This window comes from Myroides indicus, from assembly GCF_004364575.1.
Classification (GTDB): domain Bacteria; phylum Bacteroidota; class Bacteroidia; order Flavobacteriales; family Flavobacteriaceae; genus Flavobacterium; species Flavobacterium indicum_A.
This window is the reverse complement of sequence record NZ_SOAG01000002.1, coordinates 136591-160218: the sequence shown is the minus strand read 5'-3', so window position 1 is coordinate 160218 and position 23628 is coordinate 136591. Positions and strand designations below refer to the sequence as shown.

General features: G+C 36.9%; 22 protein-coding genes and 4 tRNA genes. All 26 read right to left on the bottom strand.

The window, feature by feature from the left end; translation table 11 throughout:
- Window positions 1-2: 2 nt before the first annotated feature.
- The 26 genes from C8P70_RS01455 to C8P70_RS01330 all read right to left on the bottom strand — a co-directional run bounded on the left by C8P70_RS01455 (window position 3) and on the right by C8P70_RS01330 (window position 23615).
- A complete protein-coding gene (locus C8P70_RS01455; protein ID WP_133711575.1) occupies window positions 3-941 on the bottom strand; it encodes a M20/M25/M40 family metallo-hydrolase in 939 nt (312 codons plus the stop codon).
- Window positions 942-1073: 132 nt separating this feature from the next.
- Window positions 1074-2723 carry a pyruvate dehydrogenase complex dihydrolipoamide acetyltransferase gene (locus tag C8P70_RS01450; protein ID WP_133711574.1) on the bottom strand — a complete coding sequence of 550 codons (1650 nt, stop codon included), beginning with the start codon at window positions 2721-2723 and terminating at the stop codon, window positions 1074-1076.
- Window positions 2724-2732: 9 nt separating this feature from the next.
- Window positions 2733-3731, bottom strand: coding sequence for a pyruvate dehydrogenase (acetyl-transferring) E1 component subunit alpha (gene pdhA / locus C8P70_RS01445; protein ID WP_133711573.1), 999 nt, complete (start codon window positions 3729-3731; stop codon window positions 2733-2735).
- 151 nt (window positions 3732-3882) lie between these two features.
- Window positions 3883-4323 (bottom strand): DUF1801 domain-containing protein, encoded by a 441-nt coding sequence (locus C8P70_RS01440; RefSeq protein WP_133711572.1) that lies wholly within the window; start codon window positions 4321-4323, stop codon window positions 3883-3885.
- A 128-nt stretch (window positions 4324-4451) separates the two neighbouring features.
- Window positions 4452-4760, bottom strand: a complete 309-nt coding sequence (locus C8P70_RS01435) for a DUF3467 domain-containing protein (protein WP_133711571.1) — start codon at window positions 4758-4760, stop codon at window positions 4452-4454.
- A gap of 2 nt (window positions 4761-4762) precedes the next feature.
- A complete protein-coding gene (gene rpoC, locus C8P70_RS01430; RefSeq protein WP_133711570.1) occupies window positions 4763-9058 on the bottom strand; it encodes a DNA-directed RNA polymerase subunit beta' in 4296 nt (1431 codons plus the stop codon).
- A 75-nt stretch (window positions 9059-9133) separates the two neighbouring features.
- Entirely contained in the window at window positions 9134-12946 is a 3813-nt protein-coding gene (gene rpoB / locus C8P70_RS01425; protein ID WP_133711569.1) for a DNA-directed RNA polymerase subunit beta, read from the bottom strand.
- Window positions 12947-13074: 128 nt separating this feature from the next.
- Window positions 13075-13446: a 50S ribosomal protein L7/L12 gene (gene rplL, locus C8P70_RS01420; protein ID WP_133711568.1), complete on the bottom strand. Its 372-nt coding sequence runs from the start codon at window positions 13444-13446 to the stop codon at window positions 13075-13077.
- A gap of 72 nt (window positions 13447-13518) precedes the next feature.
- Window positions 13519-14007, bottom strand: coding sequence for a 50S ribosomal protein L10 (gene rplJ / locus C8P70_RS01415; RefSeq protein ID WP_133711567.1), 489 nt, complete (start codon window positions 14005-14007; stop codon window positions 13519-13521).
- 23 nt (window positions 14008-14030) lie between these two features.
- Complete coding sequence (rplA, locus tag C8P70_RS01410) at window positions 14031-14720, bottom strand: 50S ribosomal protein L1 (protein ID WP_133711566.1); 690 nt, start codon at window positions 14718-14720, stop codon at window positions 14031-14033.
- A gap of 18 nt (window positions 14721-14738) precedes the next feature.
- A complete protein-coding gene (gene rplK, locus C8P70_RS01405) occupies window positions 14739-15176 on the bottom strand; it encodes a 50S ribosomal protein L11 (RefSeq protein ID WP_133711565.1) in 438 nt (145 codons plus the stop codon).
- Between the two features lie 56 nt (window positions 15177-15232).
- Window positions 15233-15787, bottom strand: a complete 555-nt coding sequence (gene nusG, locus C8P70_RS01400; RefSeq protein WP_133711564.1) for a transcription termination/antitermination protein NusG — start codon at window positions 15785-15787, stop codon at window positions 15233-15235.
- 15 nt (window positions 15788-15802) lie between these two features.
- A complete protein-coding gene (gene secE / locus C8P70_RS01395) occupies window positions 15803-16000 on the bottom strand; it encodes a preprotein translocase subunit SecE (RefSeq protein WP_133711563.1) in 198 nt (65 codons plus the stop codon).
- An 18-nt stretch (window positions 16001-16018) separates the two neighbouring features.
- Window positions 16019-16089 (bottom strand) — tRNA-Trp (locus tag C8P70_RS01390).
- A 59-nt stretch (window positions 16090-16148) separates the two neighbouring features.
- Window positions 16149-17336 (bottom strand): elongation factor Tu, encoded by a 1188-nt coding sequence (gene tuf / locus C8P70_RS01385; protein WP_133711562.1) that lies wholly within the window; start codon window positions 17334-17336, stop codon window positions 16149-16151.
- 58 nt (window positions 17337-17394) lie between these two features.
- A tRNA-Thr gene (locus tag C8P70_RS01380) sits at window positions 17395-17466 on the bottom strand.
- A 15-nt stretch (window positions 17467-17481) separates the two neighbouring features.
- A tRNA-Tyr gene (locus tag C8P70_RS01375) sits at window positions 17482-17562 on the bottom strand.
- 29 nt (window positions 17563-17591) lie between these two features.
- Window positions 17592-17665: transfer RNA gene (locus tag C8P70_RS01370), tRNA-Thr, on the bottom strand.
- A 92-nt stretch (window positions 17666-17757) separates the two neighbouring features.
- Window positions 17758-18057 carry a ribosome hibernation-promoting factor, HPF/YfiA family gene (gene hpf, locus C8P70_RS01365; RefSeq protein ID WP_133711561.1) on the bottom strand — a complete coding sequence of 100 codons (300 nt, stop codon included), beginning with the start codon at window positions 18055-18057 and terminating at the stop codon, window positions 17758-17760.
- Window positions 18058-18082: 25 nt separating this feature from the next.
- A complete protein-coding gene (locus C8P70_RS01360) occupies window positions 18083-18976 on the bottom strand; it encodes a tyrosine-type recombinase/integrase (protein WP_133711560.1) in 894 nt (297 codons plus the stop codon).
- A 75-nt stretch (window positions 18977-19051) separates the two neighbouring features.
- Window positions 19052-19246 (bottom strand): 30S ribosomal protein S21, encoded by a 195-nt coding sequence (rpsU, locus tag C8P70_RS01355; RefSeq protein ID WP_133711559.1) that lies wholly within the window; start codon window positions 19244-19246, stop codon window positions 19052-19054.
- A gap of 213 nt (window positions 19247-19459) precedes the next feature.
- Window positions 19460-20089: a hypothetical protein gene (locus C8P70_RS01350; RefSeq protein WP_133711558.1), complete on the bottom strand. Its 630-nt coding sequence runs from the start codon at window positions 20087-20089 to the stop codon at window positions 19460-19462.
- The gene (locus C8P70_RS01345) at window positions 20076-20513 is read right to left on the bottom strand and encodes a hypothetical protein (protein WP_133711557.1); all 438 of its coding nucleotides are present in this window, start codon (window positions 20511-20513) and stop codon (window positions 20076-20078) included. The genes C8P70_RS01350 and C8P70_RS01345 overlap by 14 nt, the downstream gene beginning before the upstream one ends.
- 72 nt (window positions 20514-20585) lie before the next feature.
- A complete protein-coding gene (locus tag C8P70_RS01340) occupies window positions 20586-21443 on the bottom strand; it encodes a helix-turn-helix domain-containing protein (RefSeq protein ID WP_133711556.1) in 858 nt (285 codons plus the stop codon).
- 109 nt (window positions 21444-21552) lie between these two features.
- The gene (locus C8P70_RS01335) at window positions 21553-22695 is read right to left on the bottom strand and encodes an acyl-CoA dehydrogenase family protein (RefSeq protein ID WP_133711555.1); all 1143 of its coding nucleotides are present in this window, start codon (window positions 22693-22695) and stop codon (window positions 21553-21555) included.
- A gap of 11 nt (window positions 22696-22706) precedes the next feature.
- Window positions 22707-23615 (bottom strand): ComEA family DNA-binding protein, encoded by a 909-nt coding sequence (locus C8P70_RS01330; protein WP_133711554.1) that lies wholly within the window; start codon window positions 23613-23615, stop codon window positions 22707-22709.
- Between the last annotated feature and the right edge of the window lie 13 nt (window positions 23616-23628).

Below are 23628 nucleotides of genomic sequence, written 5' to 3'. Positions count from 1 at the left end.
TCTTATTTGATGCTTAACTCTTTCGTCGGTAAATTAACTAATTTACCTATAATGGGTATTAATTCATTTGTCAAATTTGTCATAAAACTGAGGTCAACCTTTTCAGCTTCGTCCTTAACGTGATGATAATATTCAAAATTTTGATAATCAAAAGAACTTATTGTATGGGAAGGGACTCTGAATATACGATAAAAAGGATAATTGTCTGAGCGTTTAAACAATTGATATTTATCAGAGTCTTCCCAGTTTCCGATTACATTTTTTACCGATAAATCCGTTATTTTATCTCCTATATTAGATAAATCATATCCTGTTAAGTAAGCCATGTATTCTCTTTTCATAGGAACACCCAACATTTCAAAGTTTAGCATTGCTACAAGATCTACCTCGTCAATTTTTAATTTTTTTGCTAAATGTTCTGATCCCAATAAGCCTTTTTCTTCACCTGTAAAAAAGACAATTAAAACTGTACGTTTATTTTTGTTTTGTAATTTAATATTTCTTGCCAATTCCAATAAAACGGCACTTCCGGATGCATTGTCATTCGCTCCGTTTGCAATGGTGTCTCCATCCACCGCCGGTCGGATTCCAATGTGGTCATAATGCGCACCCAGCACAATTACCTCTTTTTTTAAGTCATCAGCCGTACCCGGAATTACACCTACTATATTCCAGCTGTTTTTAATATTTTCGAGTGTATCGTTGTAGGATTTATAATAAGGTTTAATTGCGTAATCTTTCAATTTATTGCTTAAAAACTCTGCTGCCTGCCTGTTGCCCTCAGTTCCGGTAGCTCTGCCTTGTAAATTGTCAGAAGACAGGTAATTTATTGTTTGAGAAATATTCTCAATACTGGCTTTTGGTTTTTCTGTTTCTGCATTTTTGCAGACAGAAGAACAACTTAAAACTGCCAACGCAAACCAAACAAAAATTATTCTCATTACTCTGACTTTTAATCAAAAATACAAAAATATGAGCTTTGGTATTAATTTATTTCCTTCAATTATTCCCTCCATGATTTTAATAAAAAAAGCCCGTTTTTACTAAACGGGCTTTGATTGTATATTTTAAGGTTATGCTAACATGGCAACCGGATTTTCAATATAGCTTCTCAGCGTCTGCAAAAATTGAGCTCCTGTTGCTCCATCTACAGTTCTGTGGTCGCAAGCCAAAGTAACGGTCATTGTATTGCCTACTACAATTTGTCCGTTTTTGACAACCGGCTTTTCTTCAATTGCACCTACCGATAAAATCGCAGAGTTAGGCTGATTGATAATTGAAGTAAACGACTGGATTCCAAACATTCCTAAATTTGAAACGGTAAAAGTACTCCCTTCCATTTCTGCCGGCGTAAGCTTTTTGGATTTCGCTTTCCCCGCCAACTCTTTTACTTTTTCTCCGATCTGAGTGAGGGACATCTGATCTGTAAACGGCAATACCGGAACCACCAATCCTTCGTCTACGGCTACAGCTACTCCGACATTGATGTGATGATTGTAAATTGTTACCTCATCTTTCCACTGTGTATTTACCTGCGGATGTTTACGCAATGCCATAGCACAGGCTTTCACAACCATATCGTTAAACGACACTTTTGTATCGGGCAAATTATTAATTGTTTTACGAGACGCTATAGCATTTCCCATATCAATCTCAATCGTGAGATAATAATGTGGAGCTGTAAATTTAGATTCTGCTAAACGACGTGCAATTGTTTTACGCATTTGAGAGTTTTTCACCTCTTCAACACTTATTTCTCCTGCAGGAATAAATGGTTTAACGCTAACAGTTGTTTCGGAAGACGAGGTTGCCTGAGTACCTGTAGGTTTTGATGCTGGAACAAAATTCTCAATATCTCGTTTGATTATTCTTCCGTTTTCTCCTGTTCCTTTAACTTCAGCGATATTAATACCTTTTTCTTCTGCTATTTTCTTTGCTAAGGGCGAAACAAAAACTCTTCCTGAAGATGTAGTAGTAACAACGGTCTCTTCAGAAGACTTTTGGTCAGGGGTTTTTGATTGTGACTTAGTTTCAGTCGCAACAGTATCTTCTTTGGCAGTTTCTGTTTTTACTCCTTTTTTAATATTGTCGATTATTCCCGTAACATCTGTACCCTCTGGTCCTAAAATTGCCAAGACGCTGTCAACCGGAGCCGATTCCCCTTCTTGTACACCTATATACAACAATGTTCCTGCTTCAAAAGCTTCAAACTCCATCGTTGCTTTATCCGTCTCTATTTCTGCAAGAATATCACCTTCTGAAACTTTATCTCCTACTTTTTTTATCCAAGCGGCAACAGTTCCATCCGTCATTGTATCGCTTAAGCGCGGCATGGTTACTACCTTTACTCCTTCCGGAATTGCAGCAGGTTTTGATGAAGACTCTTTTTCTTCTTCAACAGATTGTTCTTTTTCCTGCTTTTCTTCTTCTTTTTTAGGTTCAGCCGATTGCGATTTTCCATCGATCAAAGCTGAAATATCTTCTCCTTCTTCTCCAATGATAGCAAGTAATGAGTCTACCGGAGCTGCTTCTCCTTCTTTCAATCCTATATATAACAATGTACCTGAATAAAATGATTCAAATTCCATTGTTGCTTTATCAGTTTCAATTTCTGCAAGGATGTCTCCTTCTGAAATTTTATCTCCTACTTTTTTTAACCAAGCTGCAACAACACCTTCAGTCATTGTGTCGCTTAAGCGTGGCATTGTAATTACTTCTGCCATATTGTTTTATTATAATCTATGAGGTAAAAAAGGATAATTGTCCTGTTCGTAAACTACGTCGTACATTACATTAATTTCCGGGAACGGAGATTCTTCTGCAAATTTCTCACATTCTGAAACTAAACTCTTAACTCTTGCATCAATTTCTTCAATCTCGGTATCCGTTGCGTAGCCTTTTTCTTTGATTACATCTAATACCTGAGTTATCGGATCTATTTTTCTGTATTCTTCTACTTCTTCTTTTGTTCTATAGTGCTGAGCATCTGACATAGAGTGCCCTCTGTATCGATACGTTTTCATTTCCAGAAGCGTTGGTCCGTCTCCACGGCGAGCTCTTTCAATAGCTTCATACATTGCTTCTGCTACTTTTACCGGATTCATTCCATCTACCGGACCACAAGGCATTTCATATCCCAATCCTAATTTCCAGATATCTGTATGGTTAGCCGTACGCTCAACAGAAGTTCCCATCGCATACCCATTGTTTTCAATGATAAAAACCACTGGTAATTTCCAGTTCATCGCCATGTTAAATGTTTCGTGCAACGATCCCTGACGAGCTGCTCCGTCTCCGAAATAACACATGGTTACTGCTTTTCTGTCAAAGTATTTATCTGCAAAGGCTAATCCTGCTCCTAAAGGTATTTGTCCTCCAACAATACCGTGTCCGCCATAAAAATTATGCTCTTTAGAAAAAATATGCATAGATCCTCCCAGTCCTTGAGAAGTTCCTGTTGCTTTCCCTAACAATTCTGCCATCACTTTTTTAGGATCAACTCCTAAACCAATAGGCTGAACATGGTTTCTGTATGCTGTTATCATTTTGTCTTTAGACAAATCCATTGCATGTAAAGCACCTGCTAAAACAGCTTCCTGCCCATTGTATAAATGGAGAAAACCTCTTACTTTTTGTTGGATATATAGAGCAGCCAGTTTGTCTTCAAACTTTCTCCAAAACAACATATCCTCATACCATTTCAGATAAACTTCTTTTGTAACTTCTTTCATACGACTTTACTTTTCATGAGCGGGATTTCCGCTTAAAATACAGTATTTCTAAATGTACCACAAAATGTGGAATAGCAAAAGTAGTACATCTACTTTAGATTGGAAAATTTATTTGAAGTATTTTGGGTTTCAATAACAGATGTTGTTCCATTTAACTTTGATGCGTATTTGAACCATATTTTTCACTGAGATACTCAATCGTTGTGTTTACCATTTCTTTAAGCACTTCCAAATCAATATCTGAAAGTTTTTTTACATAAATACAAGCTTTTCCCATTTTGAATTTACCTAGATTCTGCAACATTTTTTCTTGTCCTTCAGCTCCGGCATATACATACAAGGAAATAGCAGTCTTGCGAGGCGAAAACCCGATGAGCGGCCAATCTCCTTCTTGTCTGCTTCTGTCGGATTTATAGTGATAACTGCCGAACCCGATAATAGAAGCTCCCCACATTTTGGGTTTATAGCCTGTAAAGTCTTCCAGAAGTTTTAATAACTCCAGACTGTCTTTTTGCTTTTGTTCTGTATTTGCAAATGAACAAATAAACTCATAGACGTCTGCATCTGTAAGCTTTGTTTTTAATTCTGACATAATTGAATGGTTGTTATTTAAATTGTATCAACTACTAATTTAAAAGAAAAAATACAATACAATAAAATAATTTGTATTATAAAAAAGCCCAACACTTCTGTTGGGCTTTATATAAATTATTTTTAAACTTAAGCTTCTCCTTTAGGTCCAAAATTGATAGAGGATAAATTATGAGGGACTTCTCCTTCTTTAATTACTCCATTTGCCGCTTCAAAACGCTGAATATTTTCACTTAAAGCATTGAGAAGCCTTTTCGCATGCTGCGGAGTCAAAATAATTCTTGACTTCACTTTTGCCTTTGGAACTCCCGGCATAATATTGACAAAATCCACTACAAATTCTGTATTAGAATGGTTGATAATTGCCAGATTAGAATATGTCCCTTCTGCGGTTACTTCATCCAATTCAATATTGAAGTGTTTTTGGTCTTCTGCCATAATTAAAAGTTTAGTTCATTTTCGTTACTTACAAATTGCTCTTCTTCTGTCGACCCTACAAGGATGCTTTCGTATTCTCTCATTCCCGTACCTGCCGGAATTCTGTGTCCTACGATAACATTTTCTTTCAAGCCCAAAAGTCCGTCAACTTTACCTGCAACAGCAGCTTCGTTTAATACTTTTGTTGTTTCCTGGAAGGAAGCTGCAGAAATAAATGATTTTGTTTGCAATGAAGCTCTTGTAATTCCTTGAAGAACCGGTGTTCCTGTAGCAGGCATAACTTCGCGTGCTACTACCAGATTTTTATCTTCGCGTCTCAACAATGAATTTTCATCGCGCAACTCTCTCATCGATACTATTTGTCCTTCTTTCAAGTTTTCTGAATCTCCTGCGTGTTCAACAACTTTCATTCCAAACAATCTGTCATTTTCGTAAATGAAATCGCTTGCGTGTACCAATTGATCCTCTAAGAATAAAGTATCTCCCGGATCTTGAATTTGTACTTTTCGCATCATCTGGCGAATAACTACCTCAAAGTGTTTGTCATTGATTTTTACCCCTTGTAAACGGTATACTTCCTGAATTTCGTTTACCAGATATTGTTGTACAGCAGAAGGTCCCTGAATTCTTAAAATATCTTCCGGAGTGATAGCTCCATCTGACAAAGGCATTCCCGCTTTCACAAAGTCATTTTCCTGAACCAAAATCTGATTAGATAGTTTTACCAGATATTTTCTGATATCGCCTGTTTTTGATTCAATCACGATTTCTCTGTTACCGCGTTTAATTTTACCAAAAGAAACTACTCCGTCTATTTCAGAAACTACAGCCGGATTAGATGGATTACGAGCTTCTAACAACTCTGTAATACGAGGTAAACCTCCTGTAATATCCCCTGCTTTTGACGTATGACGAGGAATCTTAACTAATACTTTACCAGCCTTAATTTTCTCTCCGTCATTAACCATCAAGTGAGAACCAACCGGCAAGTTGTATGAACGAATCAATTCTCCGTCTTTACCATAAATAAGTAAAGTAGGAATTAATTTTTTATTTCTTGATTCAGTAATTACTTTCTCTTGGAAACCTGTCTGCTCGTCGATCTCAACCATGAACGTTTGTCCTTGTTCGATATCTTCGTAAGCAACTTTTCCTGTAAATTCAGATACAATAACACCATTATACGGATCCCATTTACAGATTGTGGTTCCCTCTTCAACTACATCCCCGTCTTTTACGTAAATAGTAGAACCATAAGGAATGTTATTGGTTGTCAATAAAATACCTGTATTCGGATCGTGCAATTTAGCTTCTGTTGAACGGGAAATAACAATATCAACAGCTTTTCCTTCGTTATCTTCTCCTTTTACAGTTTTTAAATCTTCTATTTCTAAACGCCCTTTAAATTTGGCGCTAATCGTTGAAATTTCCGAAATATTACCTGCGGTACCTCCTACGTGGAACGTTCTCAAAGTCAACTGTGTTCCGGGCTCTCCAATGGATTGAGCAGCAACAACACCCACAGCTTCTCCCTTTTGAACCATACCTGCAGTTGCTAAATTACGACCGTAACACTTAGCACAAATACCTGCTTTTGCTTCACAAGTTAACGGAGAACGCACTTCGATTACTTCAATAGGAGCTGCGTTAATTGCTTTGGCAGTTGATTCTAAAATTACTTCACCTGACTTAACAATCACTTCTGAATTTAATGGATTGATTACATCATTTAATGCAACACGTCCTAAAACTCTTTCTCCTAATGTTTCTATAACTTCTTCGTTCTTTTTAAGAGGTTTTACTTCTATTCCTCTCAGCGTACCACAGTCTACTTCATTAACGATTACGTCTTGAGCAACATCGTGAAGTCGACGAGTTAAATACCCTGCATCTGCTGTTTTTAATGCGGTATCGGCAAGACCTTTACGTGCACCGTGTGTAGAAATGAAGTACTCTAAAATTGAAAGTCCTTCTTTAAAGTTAGAAAGAATCGGGTTTTCGATAATTTCGCCACCACCTGCAGTTGATTTTTTAGGTTTAGCCATCAAACCGCGCATACCTGTTAACTGACGAATCTGTTCTTTAGATCCCCTTGCTCCGGAATCTAGCATCATATATACGGAGTTGAACCCTTGCTTATCTTCGCGGATATTCTTCATTGCCAATTCTGTCAACATTGCATTGGTAGAAGTCCAAACGTCGATTACCTGATTGTAACGCTCATTGTTTGTGATTAATCCCATGTTGTAGTTCATCGTAATGTGATCTACCTGTTGGTTAGCATCATCAATCAAATCCTGTTTGCGCTCAGGAATAATAATATCCCCTAAACTGAACGACAACCCTCCACGGAACGCATAACCGTATCCCATGTTTTTAATATCATCCAAGAAAGCTGCTGTTGTAGGAACATCAGTAATAGCTAAAATACGACCAATAATATCTCTTAGCGATTTCTTAGTCAATACTTCGTTGATGAATCCTGCAACTTCCGGAACAACTTCATTAAACAAAATTCTTCCTGCAGTTGTTTCTATGATCTGATAAGTCAGCTCACCGTTTTGATTGTAATCTTTTGTTCTAACTTTAACTCCTGCATTCAGATCAAGTTTCCCTTCATTTAAAGCAATGTGAACCTCTTCTACTGAGTAAAAAGTTAACCCTTCTCCTTTTACAGGTTCTTCCGGTGTTGATTTACGCAACTTCGTCATGTAATACAATCCAAGAACCATATCCTGAGACGGAACGGTAATAGGAGCACCGTTAGCAGGGTTTAAGATATTGTGAGAAGCCAGCATCAATAACTGAGCTTCCAAAATTGCTTCTGGTCCAAGTGGCAAGTGAACTGCCATCTGGTCACCATCGAAATCCGCGTTAAATGCCGTACACACTAATGGGTGTAACTGAATTGCTTTACCTTCGATCAATTTTGGTTGAAAAGCCTGAATACCTAAACGGTGAAGTGTAGGAGCACGGTTTAAAAGAACCGGGTGTCCTTTAATCACATTTTCTAAGATATCCCAAACTACAGGCTCTTTTTTGTCTATAATTTTCTTAGCAGATTTTACTGTTTTTACAATACCTCTTTCTATCAGCTTACGGATAACAAATGGTTTATAAAGCTCAGCTGCCATATCTTTTGGCAATCCACATTCGTATAATTTTAATTCTGGTCCGACAACAATTACTGAACGAGCTGAATAATCAACACGTTTCCCCAATAAGTTTTGACGGAAGCGTCCTTGTTTTCCTTTTAATGAATCTGAAAGAGATTTCAACGGGCGATTAGATTCCGTTTTAACTGCAGATGCTTTTCTTGTGTTGTCAAACAAAGAGTCAACAGCTTCTTGAAGCATACGTTTTTCGTTACGCAAAATTACCTCAGGAGCTTTGATTTCCATCAAGCGTTTCAGACGGTTATTTCTGATAATTACTCGACGGTATAAATCGTTCAAATCCGACGTAGCAAAACGACCTCCGTCCAATGGTACTAACGGGCGCAATTCAGGTGGAATAACCGGAATTACTTTCAAAATCATCCATTCAGGTCTGTTTTCGCGGTTTTGATTTGACTCACGGAAAGCTTCTACAACCTGAAGGCGTTTTAAGGCTTCTGTTTTTCTTTGCTTAGATGTTTCGTTATTGGCAGCGTGACGAAGAGTATATGATAACTCGTCTAAATCTGTAGTTGCCAATAGATCCATAATACATTCAGCCCCCATTTTGGCGATGAATTTATTTGGATCTGTATCGTCTAAAAACTGATTTTCCATCGGAAGAGAATCCAAAATATTCAAGTATTCTTCTTCTGTCAGGAAGTCTAAACGGTTCAAAGGTTCTCCTTCTGCATTTTTAGCATTTCCGGCTTGGATTACTACGTAACGCTCATAATAGATAATCATGTCTAATTTCTTAGACGGAAGACCTAAAATATATCCTATTTTATTAGGTAAGGAACGGAAATACCAGATGTGAGCAATAGGCACAACTAAATTGATATGCCCTACTCTGTCTCTACGTACTTTTTTCTCCGTAACCTCTACTCCACAGCGGTCACAAACAATCCCTTTGTACCGGATTCTTTTATACTTACCACAAGCACACTCATAATCTTTTACTGGACCAAAAATACGCTCACAGAAAAGACCATCACGTTCTGGTTTATGAGTACGATAGTTAATTGTTTCTGGTTTTAAAACTTCTCCTCTTGATTCAGCAAGAATCGCTTCTGGTGAAGCCAAACCTATTGAGATTTTATTAAACCTTTTTACGGTATTTTTCTCTTTATTTTTATTCATGGTAAACTTACTTGTTAAAGTGTATGATATAAGAGTAAACAGCAGATATTCTCCTGTTTACTCTATAATCTTAGTTTAATCTTCTAATCTGATATCTAATCCAAGACCTTTTAGTTCATGCATCAATACGTTGAATGATTCTGGAAGTCCCGGTTCTGGCATAGTTTCTCCTTTCACGATAGCTTCGTAAGTTTTCGCTCTACCAATAACGTCATCCGATTTCACTGTTAAAATTTCACGCAATGTACTTGAAGCACCGTATGCTTCCAATGCCCAAACCTCCATTTCTCCAAAGCGCTGACCTCCAAACTGAGCTTTACCTCCTAATGGTTGCTGCGTGATTAAAGAATATGGTCCGATTGAACGCGCGTGCATTTTATCATCTACCATGTGTCCTAATTTCAACATGTAGATAACTCCAACAGTAGCTCTTTGGTGGAATCTTTCTCCTGTTCCTCCATCGTACAAATAAGTGTGCCCGAATCTTGGAATACCCGCTTCATCAGTATATTGATTGATTTCCTCTAAATCAGCACCGTCAAAAATAGGAGTCGCAAACTTTTTGTCTAGTTTTTGTCCTGCCCATCCCAATACTGTTTCGTAGATCTGACCAATGTTCATACGTGAAGGTACCCCTAACGGATTCAACACAATATCAACTGGTGTTCCGTCTTCTAAGAAAGGCATGTCTTCGTCTCTTACAATACGAGCTACAATACCTTTGTTTCCGTGACGTCCTGCCATCTTATCTCCTACACGCAGTTTACGTTTTTTAGCAATGTAAACTTTTGCAAGCTTTAAGATTCCTGACGGAAGCTCGTCTCCAACTGTAATCATAAATTTCTCACGACGCAACACTCCTTGCAAGTCGTTTAGCTTAATCTTATAATTGTGGATTAAGTCGGTAATCATTCCGTTTGTTTCCTCGTCTGTAGTCCATTGTCCTTTGGTCAAATGAGCAAAGTCTTCTACTGCATAAAGCATTTTTTGAGTGAACTTTTTACCTTTTGGCAAAATTTCTTCACCTAAATCATTCAGTACACCTTGTGAAGTTTTACCATTAACGATATAGAATAATTTCTCTACCAGACGTTCTTTCAACTCGTTGAATTTCACCTCAAACTGAGTTTCTAACAATGCTAATTCTTCTTTGTCTTTAGAACGCTTACGCTTGTCTTTTACTGCTCTTGCGAACAATTTTTTATCCAGCACAACGCCTCTTAACGACGGTGAAGCTTTTAATGAAGCATCTTTAACATCTCCTGCTTTATCTCCAAAAATAGCACGTAAAAGTTTCTCTTCCGGAGTAGGATCAGACTCTCCTTTCGGAGTAATTTTACCAATCAGAATATCTCCTGGTTTTACGTCTGCTCCGATTCGGATCATACCGTTTTCATCTAAATCTTTGGTAGCTTCCTCACTTACATTCGGGATATCGTTAGTCAACTCTTCGTTTCCTAATTTCGTATCTCTTACTTCCAGTGTGTAGTCATCAATATGAATAGATGTAAAGATATCTTCGCGTACTACTTTTTCTGAAATTACGATAGCATCCTCAAAATTGTATCCTTTCCACGGCATAAAAGCTACTTTCAGGTTACGTCCAAGTGCCAACTCTCCATTTTGCGTAGCATATCCTTCACACAATACTTGTCCTCTTATTACTCTATCTCCTTTACGAACAATAGGCTTTAGGTTGATACAAGTACTTTGGTTTGTTTTTCTAAATTTAATCAAGCTATACGTCTTCTCATCCGTGTCAAAACTAACCAATCTTTCAACATCGGTTCGATCATATTTAATGATGATCTTTTGTGCATCAACATATTCTACTACTCCATCTCCTTCTGCATTAATTAATACGCGAGAATCTGAAGCTACCTGTCTTTCAAGTCCTGTTCCTACAATCGGAGATTCAGGTCTCAATAGTGGTACGGCCTGACGCATCATGTTTGATCCCATCAACGCACGGTTAGCATCATCGTGTTCCAAGAAAGGAATTAATGAAGCTGAAATAGATGCAATCTGATTTGGAGCCACGTCCGTATAGTGAACATCTTTTGGTTCTACTACCGGGAAATCCCCATCTTCTTTTACAACAACGCGCTCTTCTGTAATATTGCCGTCTTTATCAATCGGGATATTTGCTTGTGCAACCAACATTCCTTCTTCTTCTTCGGCACTTAAATAAACCGGAGCATTTACGATGTCTACTTTACCATCCACAACCGGGCGATAAGGCGTTTCAATGAATCCCATAGAATTCACTTTAGCATAAACAGCCAAAGAGGAAATCAAACCGATGTTTGGTCCTTCCGGTGTTTCAATAGGACATAAACGTCCATAATGCGTATAGTGAACGTCACGTACCTCAAAACCTGCTCTTTCTCTGGACAGCCCTCCTGGTCCTAATGCTGATAAACGGCGTTTGTGTGTTATCTCTGCCAATGGATTGGTTTGATCCATAAACTGAGATAGCTGATTTGTTCCAAAAAATGAATTAATTACTGACGATAACGTTTTAGCGTTAATCAAATCGATCGGCGTAAACACTTCGTTGTCACGTACATTCATACGCTCCCGAATAGTTCTTGCCATACGTGCCAAACCAACGCCAAACTGAGCTGATAACTGCTCACCTACTGTTTTTACACGACGGTTAGACAAGTGGTCAATATCATCAATCTCTGCTTTTGAGTTAATTAATTCAATCAAGTATTTAACAATAGTAATAATATCTTCTTTTGTCAATACCTGTTTGTCAATCGGGGTATCAAGATTAAGTTTTTTGTTCATTCTGTATCGACCCACTTCACCTAGATTGTAACGTTGGTCGGAGAAGAACAATTTGTCAATAATACCACGTGCAGTTTCCTCATCAGGCGGTTCTGCATTACGCAACTGACGATAGATGTGTTCTACAGCCTCTTTTTCAGAGTTTGTAGGATCTTTCTGTAATGTATTATGTATGATGGCATAGTCTGCCTGATTATTGTCCTCTTTATGTAGAAGAATCGTTTTGACGTTGGCATCGATGATTTCTTCGATATTATCTTTATCTAGGACTGTATCACGGTCTAAGATAATTTCATTTCTCTCAATCGACACAACTTCTCCCGTATCTTCATCTACGAAGTCTTCGTGCCACGTGTTAAGCACACGAGCGGCCAATCTTCGCCCTATATATTTTTTTAATCCTGTCTTTGATACTTTTACCTCTTCTGCCAGGTCGAAAATCTCTAGGATATCCTTGTCTCTTTCGAATCCTATGGCGCGGAATAAGGTTGTAACAGGTAACTTTTTCTTTCTATCGATATAGGCGTACATCACGCTGTTGATATCGGTAGCAAACTCAATCCATGATCCTTTAAAAGGAATTACCCTTGCCGAATATAACTTAGTTCCATTAGCATGGAAAGACTGTCCAAAGAATACACCAGGTGAACGATGTAACTGTGACACGACAACCCGCTCTGCTCCGTTGATTACAAAGGTACCGCTAGGGGTCATATACGGTATAGTTCCTAAATAGACATCTTGAACGATAGTTTCAAAATCTTCGTGTTCAGGGTCTGTACAGTACAGTTTCAAGCGTGCTTTTAACGGAACGCTATACGTTAATCCTCTGTCAATACACTCTTCTATAGAGTAACGAGGAGGGTCAACAAAGTAATCAAGGAATTCCAATACAAATTGATTTCTCGTATCTGTTATTGGGAAGTTTTCCATGAAGGTGTTATACAACCCTTCTTTACCTCTTTCATCTGACTTTGTTTCTAGTTGAAAAAAGTCTTTAAACGACTTAACCTGTATATCCAAAAAGTCCGGATAAGCAGGTATGTTTTTGGTTGAGGCAAAATTTAGTCTTTCAGTCTGATTTGCGATCATCAATGGACAAAAAATTTTGATTATGAATTTTTAAATATTTGCATACAAAAACTATTTATACGCAAAATGGTTTAGGTCTTTGGGAGCTTCTCCCAAGACCTAAACCTAGAATATTATTGAAAAAAAGCTTATTTAAGCTCAACAACAGCTCCTGCTTCTTCCAATGCTTTTTTAAGACCTTCAGCCTCATCTTTAGAAACACCTTCTTTAATGTTAGATGGAGCTCCGTCAACGATATCTTTAGATTCTTTAAGTCCAAGTCCTGTCAATTCTTTAACAGCTTTAACTACAGCTAATTTAGAAGCTCCTGCTTCTTTCAATACTACAGTGAACTCAGTTTGCTCTTCAGCTGCTGCTCCAGCATCTCCACCGCCTGCAACTACAACTGCTGCTGCTGCTGGTTCAATTCCGTATTCTTCTTTTAATATAGTTGCTAATTCGTTAACTTCTTTTACTGTTAAGCCAACCAATTGTTCTGCGAATTGTTTCAAATCTGCCATTTTTCTATCTTTTAATGATTTGTAAAAATATAATTTATTAATGTGCGTTCTTTATGGAACAAACCAAAAAGACTATTCTTCGTCTTTAAATTGGTTTTTAAGAGCCGAAATAACTCTTTGAGCTGGTGATTGAAGCAATCCGATGATTTCTCCAATAACCTCTTCTTTAGATTTAATAGCTACTAATGAATCTAACAGATTATCTCCGATATAGATTTCTTCGTTGATATAAGCTCCTTTAAATAGAGGTTTATCTGATTTCTTTCTAAATTCTTTGATAACTTTTGCTGGTCCGTTAGCTACTTCAGCAATAAATATTGCGCTATTTCCTTTTAAAACAGAAGGTAGCTCTTCGTAATTTTTATCAGAAGCTTCCATTGCTTTAGCAAGCAATGTATTTTTTACCACTTCTAACTTGATTCCTGCTTTATTGCAAGCCTTTCTCAAGTTTGATGTAACCTCTGCATTCAGTCCTGAAATATCAGCGATATAGAAGATATTTGAATCAGCTAATTTAGCCTTTAAGTCTTCAATCGCTACCGCTTTTTGTTCTCTAGTCATACTTAAAATTTTTTATTTACCAATTATACTGCTTTAGGGTCTAAAGCAATAGCAGGGCTCATAGTACTAGATATATGAATAGATTTGATATAAGTACCTTTAGCTGCAGTTGGTTTTAATTTGATTAAGGTTTGGATTAATTCAGATGCGTTCTCAGCAATTTTATCGGCATCAAAAGACGCTTTGCCAATAGCTGCATGAACAATACCTGTTTTATCAACTTTAAAATCGATTTTACCAGCTTTCACTTCTTGAACTGCTTTCGCTACATCCATAGTAACTGTACCTGTTTTAGGATTCGGCATCAAACCTCTTGGTCCTAATATACGTCCCAATGGTCCTAATTTACCCATAACAGCCGGCATAGTGATGATTACATCAACATCTGTCCAGCCATCTTTAATTTTTTGCAGGTAATCATCCAATCCAACATGATCCGCTCCGGCTGCTTTAGCTTCCGCTTCTTTATCCGGAGTAACCAATGCCAATACTCTTACGTCTTTTCCTGTTCCGTGCGGTAAAGTAACTACTCCACGCACCATTTGATTTGCTTTACGAGGATCAACACCCAAACGTACAGCAATATCTACAGATTCGTCAAATTTTGCAGAAGCAACTTCTTTTACTAATCCAGATGCATCTTTTAAAGAATACAATCTGTTTTTTTCAATTTTAGCAGCAGCTTCTTTTTGCTTTTTTGTTAATTTCGCCATTTCTTCTTTCTTTTACAATTAAAAAGGAGCTGTCCCCGTTACTGAAATTCCCATAGATCTTGCAGTTCCAGCAACCATTGTCATGGCTGACTCAACAGTAAATGCATTCAAATCAGGCATTTTGTCTTCTGCAATAGCACGCACTTGTTCCCAAGTTACGCTTGCTACTTTTTTTCTATTAGGCTCACCAGATCCAGATTTCACTTTCGCGGCCTCTAATAATTGAACAGCAGCAGGTGGCGTTTTAACAACAAAATCAAACGATTTGTCTTTGTACACAGTAATTTGTACTGGTAGAATTTTGCCTGGTTTATCTTGTGTTCTGGCATTAAACTGCTTACAGAACTCCATGATATTAACTCCAGCAGCCCCCAAAGCAGGTCCAACCGGTGGCGAAGGATTCGCAGCACCTCCCTTAACTTGTAGTTTAACTACTTTACTAATTTCTTTTGCCATTTTTAAAAAAATTTAGCACATCTCAATGGAAGCGAAGATGTGATATGTATGTAACATTATAATTTTTCAACTTGTGTAAAACTGAGTTCTAACGGCGTTTTTCTTCCAAAAATCTTAACCATTACCTCAAGTTTTCTCTTTTCTTCATTGATATTCTCAATAGTTGCATCAAAACCGTTAAAAGGTCCGTCAACAACCTTAACCGCTTCTCCTATTTCAAAAGGAATCATTCCTGAATCTGCTTTCACTGCCAACTCATCTACTTTACCAAGCATTCTGTTCACTTCAGATTCTCTTAACGGAACTGGATCGCCACCTCTTGTTTCTCCCAAAAAACCAATCACTCCTGTTATTGACTTTATTGCGTGAGGCACTTCTCCTGTCAAATTAGCCTCAATCATCACATAGCCCGGAAAATAAACCCGTTCTGTAGTTTTCTTTTTTCCGTCCTTTGTAATAGTTACTACTTTTTCAGTAGGAACTAACACTTGCGACAAATAGTCCGATAAACCTAAACGAGAAATTTCCGTTTCGATATAGCTCTTAACTTTATTTTCCTGTCCACTTACCGCACGAACCACATACCATTTTTTGACATTTGTATCAGCCATAACTTTTTTACTTTCTTATGATCTTATCCAACTATACACTTTACCTAAAACTTCACCAAATAATGAATCTACTCCCCAAGTAGCCAAAGCCAACACTATTGAAAATATAGATACGACAATAGTATATCTCTGCACCTCTGACCAAGGAGACCAGGAAACATTTGATTTAAGTTCTGTAAAAGCCTCTGATATGTAATTAAAAACTTTTGCCATGATTGTTTATTTATTTTGCACGGGTGGAGGGATTCGAACCCCCATCAACGGTTTTGGAGACCGCTATTCTACCCTTGAACTACACCCGTTTGTTAAAAAAGTCAGCAGCAAAACCGCTGACCTTCTAATTTATTTATAAATCTTAAAATTAATCTAAGATTTCAGTAACTTGTCCTGCACCTACAGTTCTACCTCCTTCACGGATAGCAAAACGAAGTCCTACAGACAATGCGATTGGGCTCAACAACTCAACAGTAATTGTTAAGTTATCCCCAGGCATTACCATCTCTACTCCTTCTGGTAAAGAAATTGTTCCTGTTACGTCAGTTGTACGCACGTAAAACTGCGGACGATAGTTATTGTGGAATGGAGTGTGACGTCCACCTTCTTCTTTTTTCAAGATATAAACTTCAGCTTTGAATTTAGCGTGTGGTTTAACAGATCCTGGCTTACAGATAACCATACCACGACGGATATCAGTTTTATCAATACCTCTCAACAATAAACCTACGTTATCTCCAGCTTCTCCACGGTCAAGGATTTTACGGAACATCTCAACCCCTGTAATTGTAGAAGTCAATTTATCAGCTCCCATACCAATGATTTCAACAGCATCTCCCGTATTAGCAACTCCAGTTTCGATACGTCCTGTAGCAACAGTTCCACGTCCTGTAATTGTAAATACATCTTCTACCGGCATCAAGAATGGTTTTTCGTTATCACGTACCGGCTCTTCAATCCAGTTATCAACTTCTTCCATCAATTGCAACAATGCATCAACCCATTTTTGCTCTCCGTTCAAAGCTCCTAAAGCAGAACCTTTAACAACTGGTCCGTTATCTCCGTCATAGTCATAGAAAGACAACAAGTCTCTTACTTCCATTTCTACTAACTCTAACAACTCCTCATCATCAACCAAGTCAACTTTATTCAAGAAAACAACAATTCTTGGAATACCAACCTGACGTCCTAACAAGATGTGCTCACGAGTTTGCGGCATTGGTCCATCAGTAGCAGCAACTACCAAGATAGCACCATCCATCTGAGCAGCACCAGTAACCATGTTTTTCACGTAATCCGCGTGACCTGGACAGTCAACGTGCGCATAGTGACGGTTAGCAGTTTGATACTCTACGTGAGAAGTATTAATTGTAATACCACGCTCTTTCTCTTCCGGAGCATTATCAATTGAATCAAATGAACGAGCTTGTGAGAATCCTGCATCAGCTAAAACTTTAGTAATAGCAGCAGTAGTAGTAGTTTTACCGTGGTCAACGTGTCCGATAGTACCGATGTTTAAGTGCGGTTTCGAACGATCAAAAGTTTCCTTTGCCATGATTTAATAATTTAATCTTAGTTATATAATTAGTGTTCAAATATAATAAAAAAACCTGAGCCAGCGACGGGATTTGAACCCGTGACCTCTTCCTTACCAAGGAAGCACTCTACCCCTGAGCTACGCCGGCTTATGTAATTTATTGTGGGGAGAGCAGGATTCGAACCTGCGAAGGTTTCCCAACGGATTTACAGTCCGTCCTCGTTGGCCGCTTGAGTATCTCCCCTCAAACTACGTTTGATTAACTTTTCTTTGAGCCGATAGAGGGACTCGAACCCACGACCTGCTGATTACAAATCAGCTGCTCTAGCCAGCTGAGCTACATCGGCAATTTACTCAATAGAAAAAGTCCGCTATTTCTAACGGACTGCAAATGTATATATTTTATTGATTAAAAAAAATATTTTATTCTTTTTTTTCATTAATGCGCTTTCACTTTCTCTTTGTGTTTCACAACTAAACGCTCTAGCGCATCGCCACCCACGTCCACACCTTCTTCAAATGTTTTACAAGTTTTTTTAACAATCAATTCATCTCCCGGCACCAATAGTTTCATTTCTGTACTCTTATTTTCTTTTTCATTTGTATTTTCAAGTTTTAAAAACACATCTACAGAAATTACTTTATCATAATACTTTCCTACTTTAGCCAAACGATCGTTTATAAAATCCACCAATTTTCGATCTACATTAAAATTTACGGCTTGAATGTTTACTTTCATAACTAACGATTTTAAAGGGTTAACTTCACTTCTTCATTCGAGGATGCGCTTTTTGGTATACTTTTTTAAGCTCTTTTAAATTAATTTGAGCATAAACCTGTGTAGAAGCCAAGCTGGCGTGCCCCATCAACTCTTTGATAGAATTGATATCCGCTCCATTTTCCAACAAATGGGTAGCAAATGAATGACGCAACATATGCGGGCTTTTCTTTTCCTTTGTTGTTGCATCACTAAAGTAATTATTTATTACTCGATAAACAAAATTTTCATCAACTTTATTCGCTTTATTATTTACTAAAAGATTTGTAGCTTTATACGTTGAATTAAAATATTCTTTTTTGATGATAAGATATTTTTTAATCTTATCTTCAAGCTCCTGAATCAAAGGCATAAGTCTTTCCTTACCCCCTTTTCCTCTTATTTTAATTACTTTCAAACCAAAATCCACATCGCTTTCTTTTATACCACACAATTCTGACCTCCGAAGCCCTAACCCGTACAACATTTCAACAATAAGCAAATCCCGATAAGATTCAAAACTCCCTTCCTTTTCCAGCAACTCTCTAACTTTATCTATCTCTTTAACTGAAAACGGAATCTGTATTTTTTTCTCCGTCTTTAATGACCGATGCATTTGAAGTGGACTCACCTCTATTTTTTTTATCTTTTGAAGAAAGGTATAATAGGTTTTCAGTGCGCTTATTTTTCTGTTGATAGAACGATTTATCATTCCTTCTTCCGACAGGCTGACAATCCACGCCCTTATCTCATCATACTGCACTTCAGATGGCTCAATCTGATATTGATTTAAAAAAAAATAAAAAGAGGAGATGTCATCCTTATAAGCACGCAGGGTATGGGCAGAATATTTTTTTTCCTTTTCCAGATACTCCAAAAACTTTTGTAAATCTTCTGTCATAATTATATACAAAAAAACCGTTGTAACAAAGTTAACACTTTAATTACAACGGTTATTTTTTTTATTCAAAACCTCTTAGATTTCAACTGAATCTTTCAAGTATTGAATGTATGCAGCTTTTTGCATTTTATCTCTTTTTGTCACAGACGGTTTTGTAAAATACTGACGAGATCTAAGCTGACGCAAAGTTCCTGTTCTGTCAAATTTTCTTTTATAGCGTTTTAACGCTCTATCTATATTTTCCCCGTCTTTAATCGGAATGATCAACATGTTTTCATACACCTCCTCTCATTAGTGGGTGCAAATGTAAAAATTAATTTTAAAATAAAAGTATTTTTGAGATTTTTTTTAAACAAAACGCTTATTACATAAACAAATTCAACAATCACATTTAAATCAACTATCCCAAGAAATTTATCCTCTATTCAACGAATATCGCAAATTTCAGAAAACAGGATAAACATAAAAGTAAAATCAGGGCTGTCAATTAATTTTTTTAGAGGTTAAAACCTTTTTCATAAACGCACCAAAAAGCAGTCCACCTCCCAATGAAATAATCAAAAAAATCAATCCCTTTATAGAAGTAACCTCCTCAATCGTTAGATTATTTGCTAACAGAGTATTAGATATGTACATTAAAATTCCGAAAAGCAATCCGCCCATAATCCAATTGTGTTTTTTTTGAATTTCAAACCCAGGTTTTTCTTCCTGATAATTTTCAAATCGTTTAGCCTGCTTTTTAAGCCAGTTTTGTTTTAATCGGTTTTTAAACGGATACCACAAGGGCGAAGTAACAGCTAAAATAACAAAAGAAGTAGCGTTAATTAAACAAGGAATAATCTGTCTGCAATTGTAACAGTATAAACCAAACCAATTTTGAAACCCTCGGTTTCCTCCCCATGTTTTATAATCGTGAAGCATTTTACAATGCGGACAAGGAACAAAATTGCGCTCAATAAAAGGCTTATCTGTATTTTTTTCTACTAAACCAATCTTTGCTATACGCATTCCCAGCACCAACTCATTAAATGCTAACCCCGGATTAATAATATAATGAAGGTAGATCCAGTTTTTCCACGTATAAACTTTGTATTTGTTTTTATCGTATTCCATCGTCAATCTCCTTTAGGGTTAAATATTTTTTTCGTGCCATTGTCAAATAGTACAACATAAAGATAAATGGAGGCAAAAGCAAAATTGCCATATAATAAAAATCCATTGTCCTTGCCAAAACAAAGTGTAATACCGCAATGATAAGCACTAAGTAAACTGAGTTTAGCAATTTGTTTAATTGGCTTCTTTGAGCAAAACTTTCAATTTTAAAATGCTTTACTTCTGCACTATCAACATTAGACAAGACTTCAGGACTGCTACACCAATCAATTTTAGCTTTTAGTATGCGTTGTCCTTCTTTCACTGTAAATTCTTTTGTTTCGCCATCTCCAATAACTCCAATCTGCTTTCCATCTACTAAAAGCTGAATACTTCTCATTTTATTGTTATACTCGCTTGATCGTTGGATTTTAATCTTTGCCATAAAGTTCTATTCTTTTCACAGCAAATATAGGAGATGACAAAAATTAAAAATAGTATAATTGGGACACCTTTGTTATTCACTCAAAAAATACCAGTATAAATCTTCGTTACCGATTTGCGTAATTTTAGGGAGTAATGTTTTTGGTGTTTCGCTTGTGATACTTTTAAAGTGTTTTATAAAATGGGATTGATCATAATACATGTTAAATAAAGCCACGTCGGTAAGATTAACTAATTCCTTATTTTGCAGTGCATAGTTTAAAGAATTGCGAAACATCACCATTTTTTTATAATCTTCTATAGATGAAAGCGTATGTTTTTTAAATAAGCGCAACAAAGTTTTTCTGTTTAACGAAGTTATTTTTTCTAACTCATCTGTTTTTATTGTTCCGTTAGAAAGTACGATTTCTTTAATTGCTTTATATAAAGCTCTTTCTTCAAACGGCCGAATAACAGACAATAAAGCTTCTTCTAAAATTTCAAGCTGTTTATCTATGGGGTGTTCTTTTGAAATACCTGACAAAATGGTTTCAAAACTGTGATCCAGTTTTATAGTTTGGAATCTTTGATTCATTAAAGCATCTAAAGATTCTAATATAAAATGATTGATGCCCAACGGATAAAAGACGATACCTATTTTATAAAAATCACCTTTTATTTCTACCTGCATTTTATGCTTTAAATTAACCGTATATAAAAGAGTAAGCTTCTCTTTTTCCTCAGAAGACATTACATCGGAACTAACGTTATTAATGTCTATAAAAACATCATTTCCCTTATAGATAGTGAGAGCATGGAGGTAATTAGGATAAAAATAAAACTTCTCTGTTTTTTTCGTGTCACCGGATGAATGAAAATAATAATACGCTACCAGTTTTTGCAATTGGGAATTCTGAGGTTTACGCGTTATCAAATAATTATATTGCTCCATACGGTGAAGAAAAAAGATATTTGCCTTCTGGCTATTTTAAAAGTTGACAGTTGTAATTTACAAAAAAGGAAAGACTTTCTTTTGTCTTTCCGTTTTCTTTGATCAAAAATTAATCTCTCAAAATATTTCTGGAAATAACCAGTTTTTGAATTTCTGTTGTTCCTTCGCCAATGGTACACAGCTTTGAATCTCTGTAAAATTTTTCCACCGGAAAATCTTTGGTATATCCATATCCTCCATGAATCTGTATAGCCTCTGTAGAAACTTTAACGCACACTTCCGAAGCGTACATTTTTGCCATTGCTCCTGCTTTGGTCATCGGCTTATTGTTGTTTTTTAAGAATGCTGCTTTGTGCAATAACAACTCTGAACATTCTATTTCAGTTGCCATGTCGGCAAGTTTGAATCCTATAGCCTGAAACTCCGATATTGGTTTTCCAAACTGTACGCGCTCTTTTGAATATTTTAGAGCGGCTTCGTAAGCTCCTTTTGCAATCCCCAGTGATAGTGCTCCAATAGAGATACGTCCTCCGTCCAGTACTTTCATCGCCTGAATAAAGCCTTCTCCTACTTCTCCTAATCGGTTAGCATCAGATACACGGCAATTGTCAAAAATAAGTTCTGCCGTTTCAGATGCACGCATTCCTAATTTATTCTCTTTTTTACCGCTTGAAAAGCCCGGAGTTCCTTTCTCAATTACAAACGCCGTCATTCCGCGAGAATCTCCTTTTTCTCCTGTTCTGACAATCACTACGGCAACATTTCCGGAAATAGCATGCGTAATAAAATTTTTAGCACCATTAATAATCCAGTCATCACCATCTTTTACTGCTGTTGTTGCCATTCCACCTGCATCTGATCCGGTGTTGTGCTCTGTTAATCCCCAGGCTCCAATCCATTCTCCTGTTGCTAATTTAGGCAGCCATCTCTTCTTTTGCTCCTCATTTGCAAATGTTAAAATATGATTCGTGCAAAGTGAATTATGGGCAGCTACCGATAATCCGATAGAAGAATCTACTTTGGATATTTCTTCTACAATTGTAATATATTCATGATACCCAAGCCCTGATCCTCCGTATTCCTCCGGAACCAAAACCCCCATATAGCCCATTTCTCCTAATTTCTTAAACAAATCTACCGGGAAAATCTGCGCTTCATCCCACTCCATAATATGCGGACGGATGTGTTGTTCTGCAAAATCTCTGATAGATTGTGCGATCATTGCTTGAGTTTCATTGTATTCAAAATTCATAAGTGATAGTTTTAATTCGTAAATTCCAAATATAAACTAATTATATCTATCTTGTCAAGAGGGAATTTATCAATTTCTTTTAAATCATTTTTATTTTCAATATCTCCATTCATACTTCTGTATTTTACAATTTCTCTGGCGATATAATAATTCAGATAAGGCACTTCTTTTAACTCGTTTATAGAAGCTTCGTTTACATTTACCTTTTTTATGACAGGCAGCGTTCCTATTTCAAAATACTTTTCCAACTCATCTAATACCTCTTCTTCCAATCCATAGACAAAATGCAGCTGCTGTGTCGATACATATCCGCCGTATTTATTTCTATCTTTTATAATCCGTTCTGAAAACACCGGACCGATGCCTCTTACCTTTTGCAAATCTTCCGAAGTTGCCTGATTGATGTCCTGCTTTACTATCTGTTCTTGTTGTTCGCTCTTTTTCCAATTGCTTTTATGATTGGAATATGCTGGTTTGTTAAATTCCTTTTGTGTAACCCAATCAGGAAATTGGAAAAAAGGACTGTATTTTGCTATCCACTGGTCTGAAACCCGAGTTATAGCCTGAAATTCTCTGACTGAATTTACAAATTTGTTCTCCTTCCTGAAACGGTGCAATCGGTCAATTTCTTCAATTGTCATCTCCAGCATCTGTCCGCGATAATCGGTAATATAATTTGGATTAAACGGGTAAATTGTATCTTTTTTCTGGTTTGCAGCCAGATATAAACTATCGATGTACTTTTTCTTTTCCAAGTAGTCTGCATCAAAGTTTTGTGAATAATCTTTAGTCTGATAAGTTAATTTGGACGCGAAAAGCAGTATTACCTGAACAATCAAGATTATAACAAAAAGAGCTACAAATCCTCGTCGCTGCGATTTTGTATAATAATACCACGTATTTCTGTGTTTTCTGAACATGTCCTATCTGTTT

Excerpts from the sequence above, each read along its gene's own strand:
- C8P70_RS01455 (WP_133711575.1), bottom strand. The coding sequence starts at position 941 with ATGAGAATAATTTTTGTTTGGTTTGCGTTGGCAGTTTTAAGTTGTTCT.
- C8P70_RS01450 (WP_133711574.1), bottom strand. The coding sequence starts at position 2,723 with ATGGCAGAAGTAATTACAATGCCACGCTTAAGCGACACAATGACTGAA.
- pdhA (WP_133711573.1), bottom strand. The coding sequence starts at position 3,731 with ATGAAAGAAGTTACAAAAGAAGTTTATCTGAAATGGTATGAGGATATG.
- C8P70_RS01440 (WP_133711572.1), bottom strand. The coding sequence starts at position 4,323 with ATGTCAGAATTAAAAACAAAGCTTACAGATGCAGACGTCTATGAGTTT.
- C8P70_RS01435 (WP_133711571.1), bottom strand. The coding sequence starts at position 4,760 with ATGGCAGAAGACCAAAAACACTTCAATATTGAATTGGATGAAGTAACC.
- rpoC (WP_133711570.1), bottom strand. The coding sequence starts at position 9,058 with ATGAATAAAAATAAAGAGAAAAATACCGTAAAAAGGTTTAATAAAATC.
- rpoB (WP_133711569.1), bottom strand. The coding sequence starts at position 12,946 with ATGATCGCAAATCAGACTGAAAGACTAAATTTTGCCTCAACCAAAAAC.
- rplL (WP_133711568.1), bottom strand. The coding sequence starts at position 13,446 with ATGGCAGATTTGAAACAATTCGCAGAACAATTGGTTGGCTTAACAGTA.
- rplJ (WP_133711567.1), bottom strand. The coding sequence starts at position 14,007 with ATGACTAGAGAACAAAAAGCGGTAGCGATTGAAGACTTAAAGGCTAAA.
- rplA (WP_133711566.1), bottom strand. The coding sequence starts at position 14,720 with ATGGCGAAATTAACAAAAAAGCAAAAAGAAGCTGCTGCTAAAATTGAA.
- rplK (WP_133711565.1), bottom strand. The coding sequence starts at position 15,176 with ATGGCAAAAGAAATTAGTAAAGTAGTTAAACTACAAGTTAAGGGAGGT.
- nusG (WP_133711564.1), bottom strand. The coding sequence starts at position 15,787 with ATGGCTGATACAAATGTCAAAAAATGGTATGTGGTTCGTGCGGTAAGT.
- secE (WP_133711563.1), bottom strand. The coding sequence starts at position 16,000 with ATGGCAAAAGTTTTTAATTACATATCAGAGGCTTTTACAGAACTTAAA.
- tuf (WP_133711562.1), bottom strand. The coding sequence starts at position 17,336 with ATGGCAAAGGAAACTTTTGATCGTTCGAAACCGCACTTAAACATCGGT.
- hpf (WP_133711561.1), bottom strand. The coding sequence starts at position 18,057 with ATGAAAGTAAACATTCAAGCCGTAAATTTTAATGTAGATCGAAAATTG.
- C8P70_RS01360 (WP_133711560.1), bottom strand. The coding sequence starts at position 18,976 with ATGACAGAAGATTTACAAAAGTTTTTGGAGTATCTGGAAAAGGAAAAA.
- rpsU (WP_133711559.1), bottom strand. The coding sequence starts at position 19,246 with ATGTTGATCATTCCGATTAAAGACGGGGAAAATATAGATAGAGCGTTA.
- C8P70_RS01350 (WP_133711558.1), bottom strand. The coding sequence starts at position 20,089 with ATGGAATACGATAAAAACAAATACAAAGTTTATACGTGGAAAAACTGG.
- C8P70_RS01345 (WP_133711557.1), bottom strand. The coding sequence starts at position 20,513 with ATGGCAAAGATTAAAATCCAACGATCAAGCGAGTATAACAATAAAATG.
- C8P70_RS01340 (WP_133711556.1), bottom strand. The coding sequence starts at position 21,443 with ATGGAGCAATATAATTATTTGATAACGCGTAAACCTCAGAATTCCCAA.
- C8P70_RS01335 (WP_133711555.1), bottom strand. The coding sequence starts at position 22,695 with ATGAATTTTGAATACAATGAAACTCAAGCAATGATCGCACAATCTATC.
- C8P70_RS01330 (WP_133711554.1), bottom strand. The coding sequence starts at position 23,615 with ATGTTCAGAAAACACAGAAATACGTGGTATTATTATACAAAATCGCAG.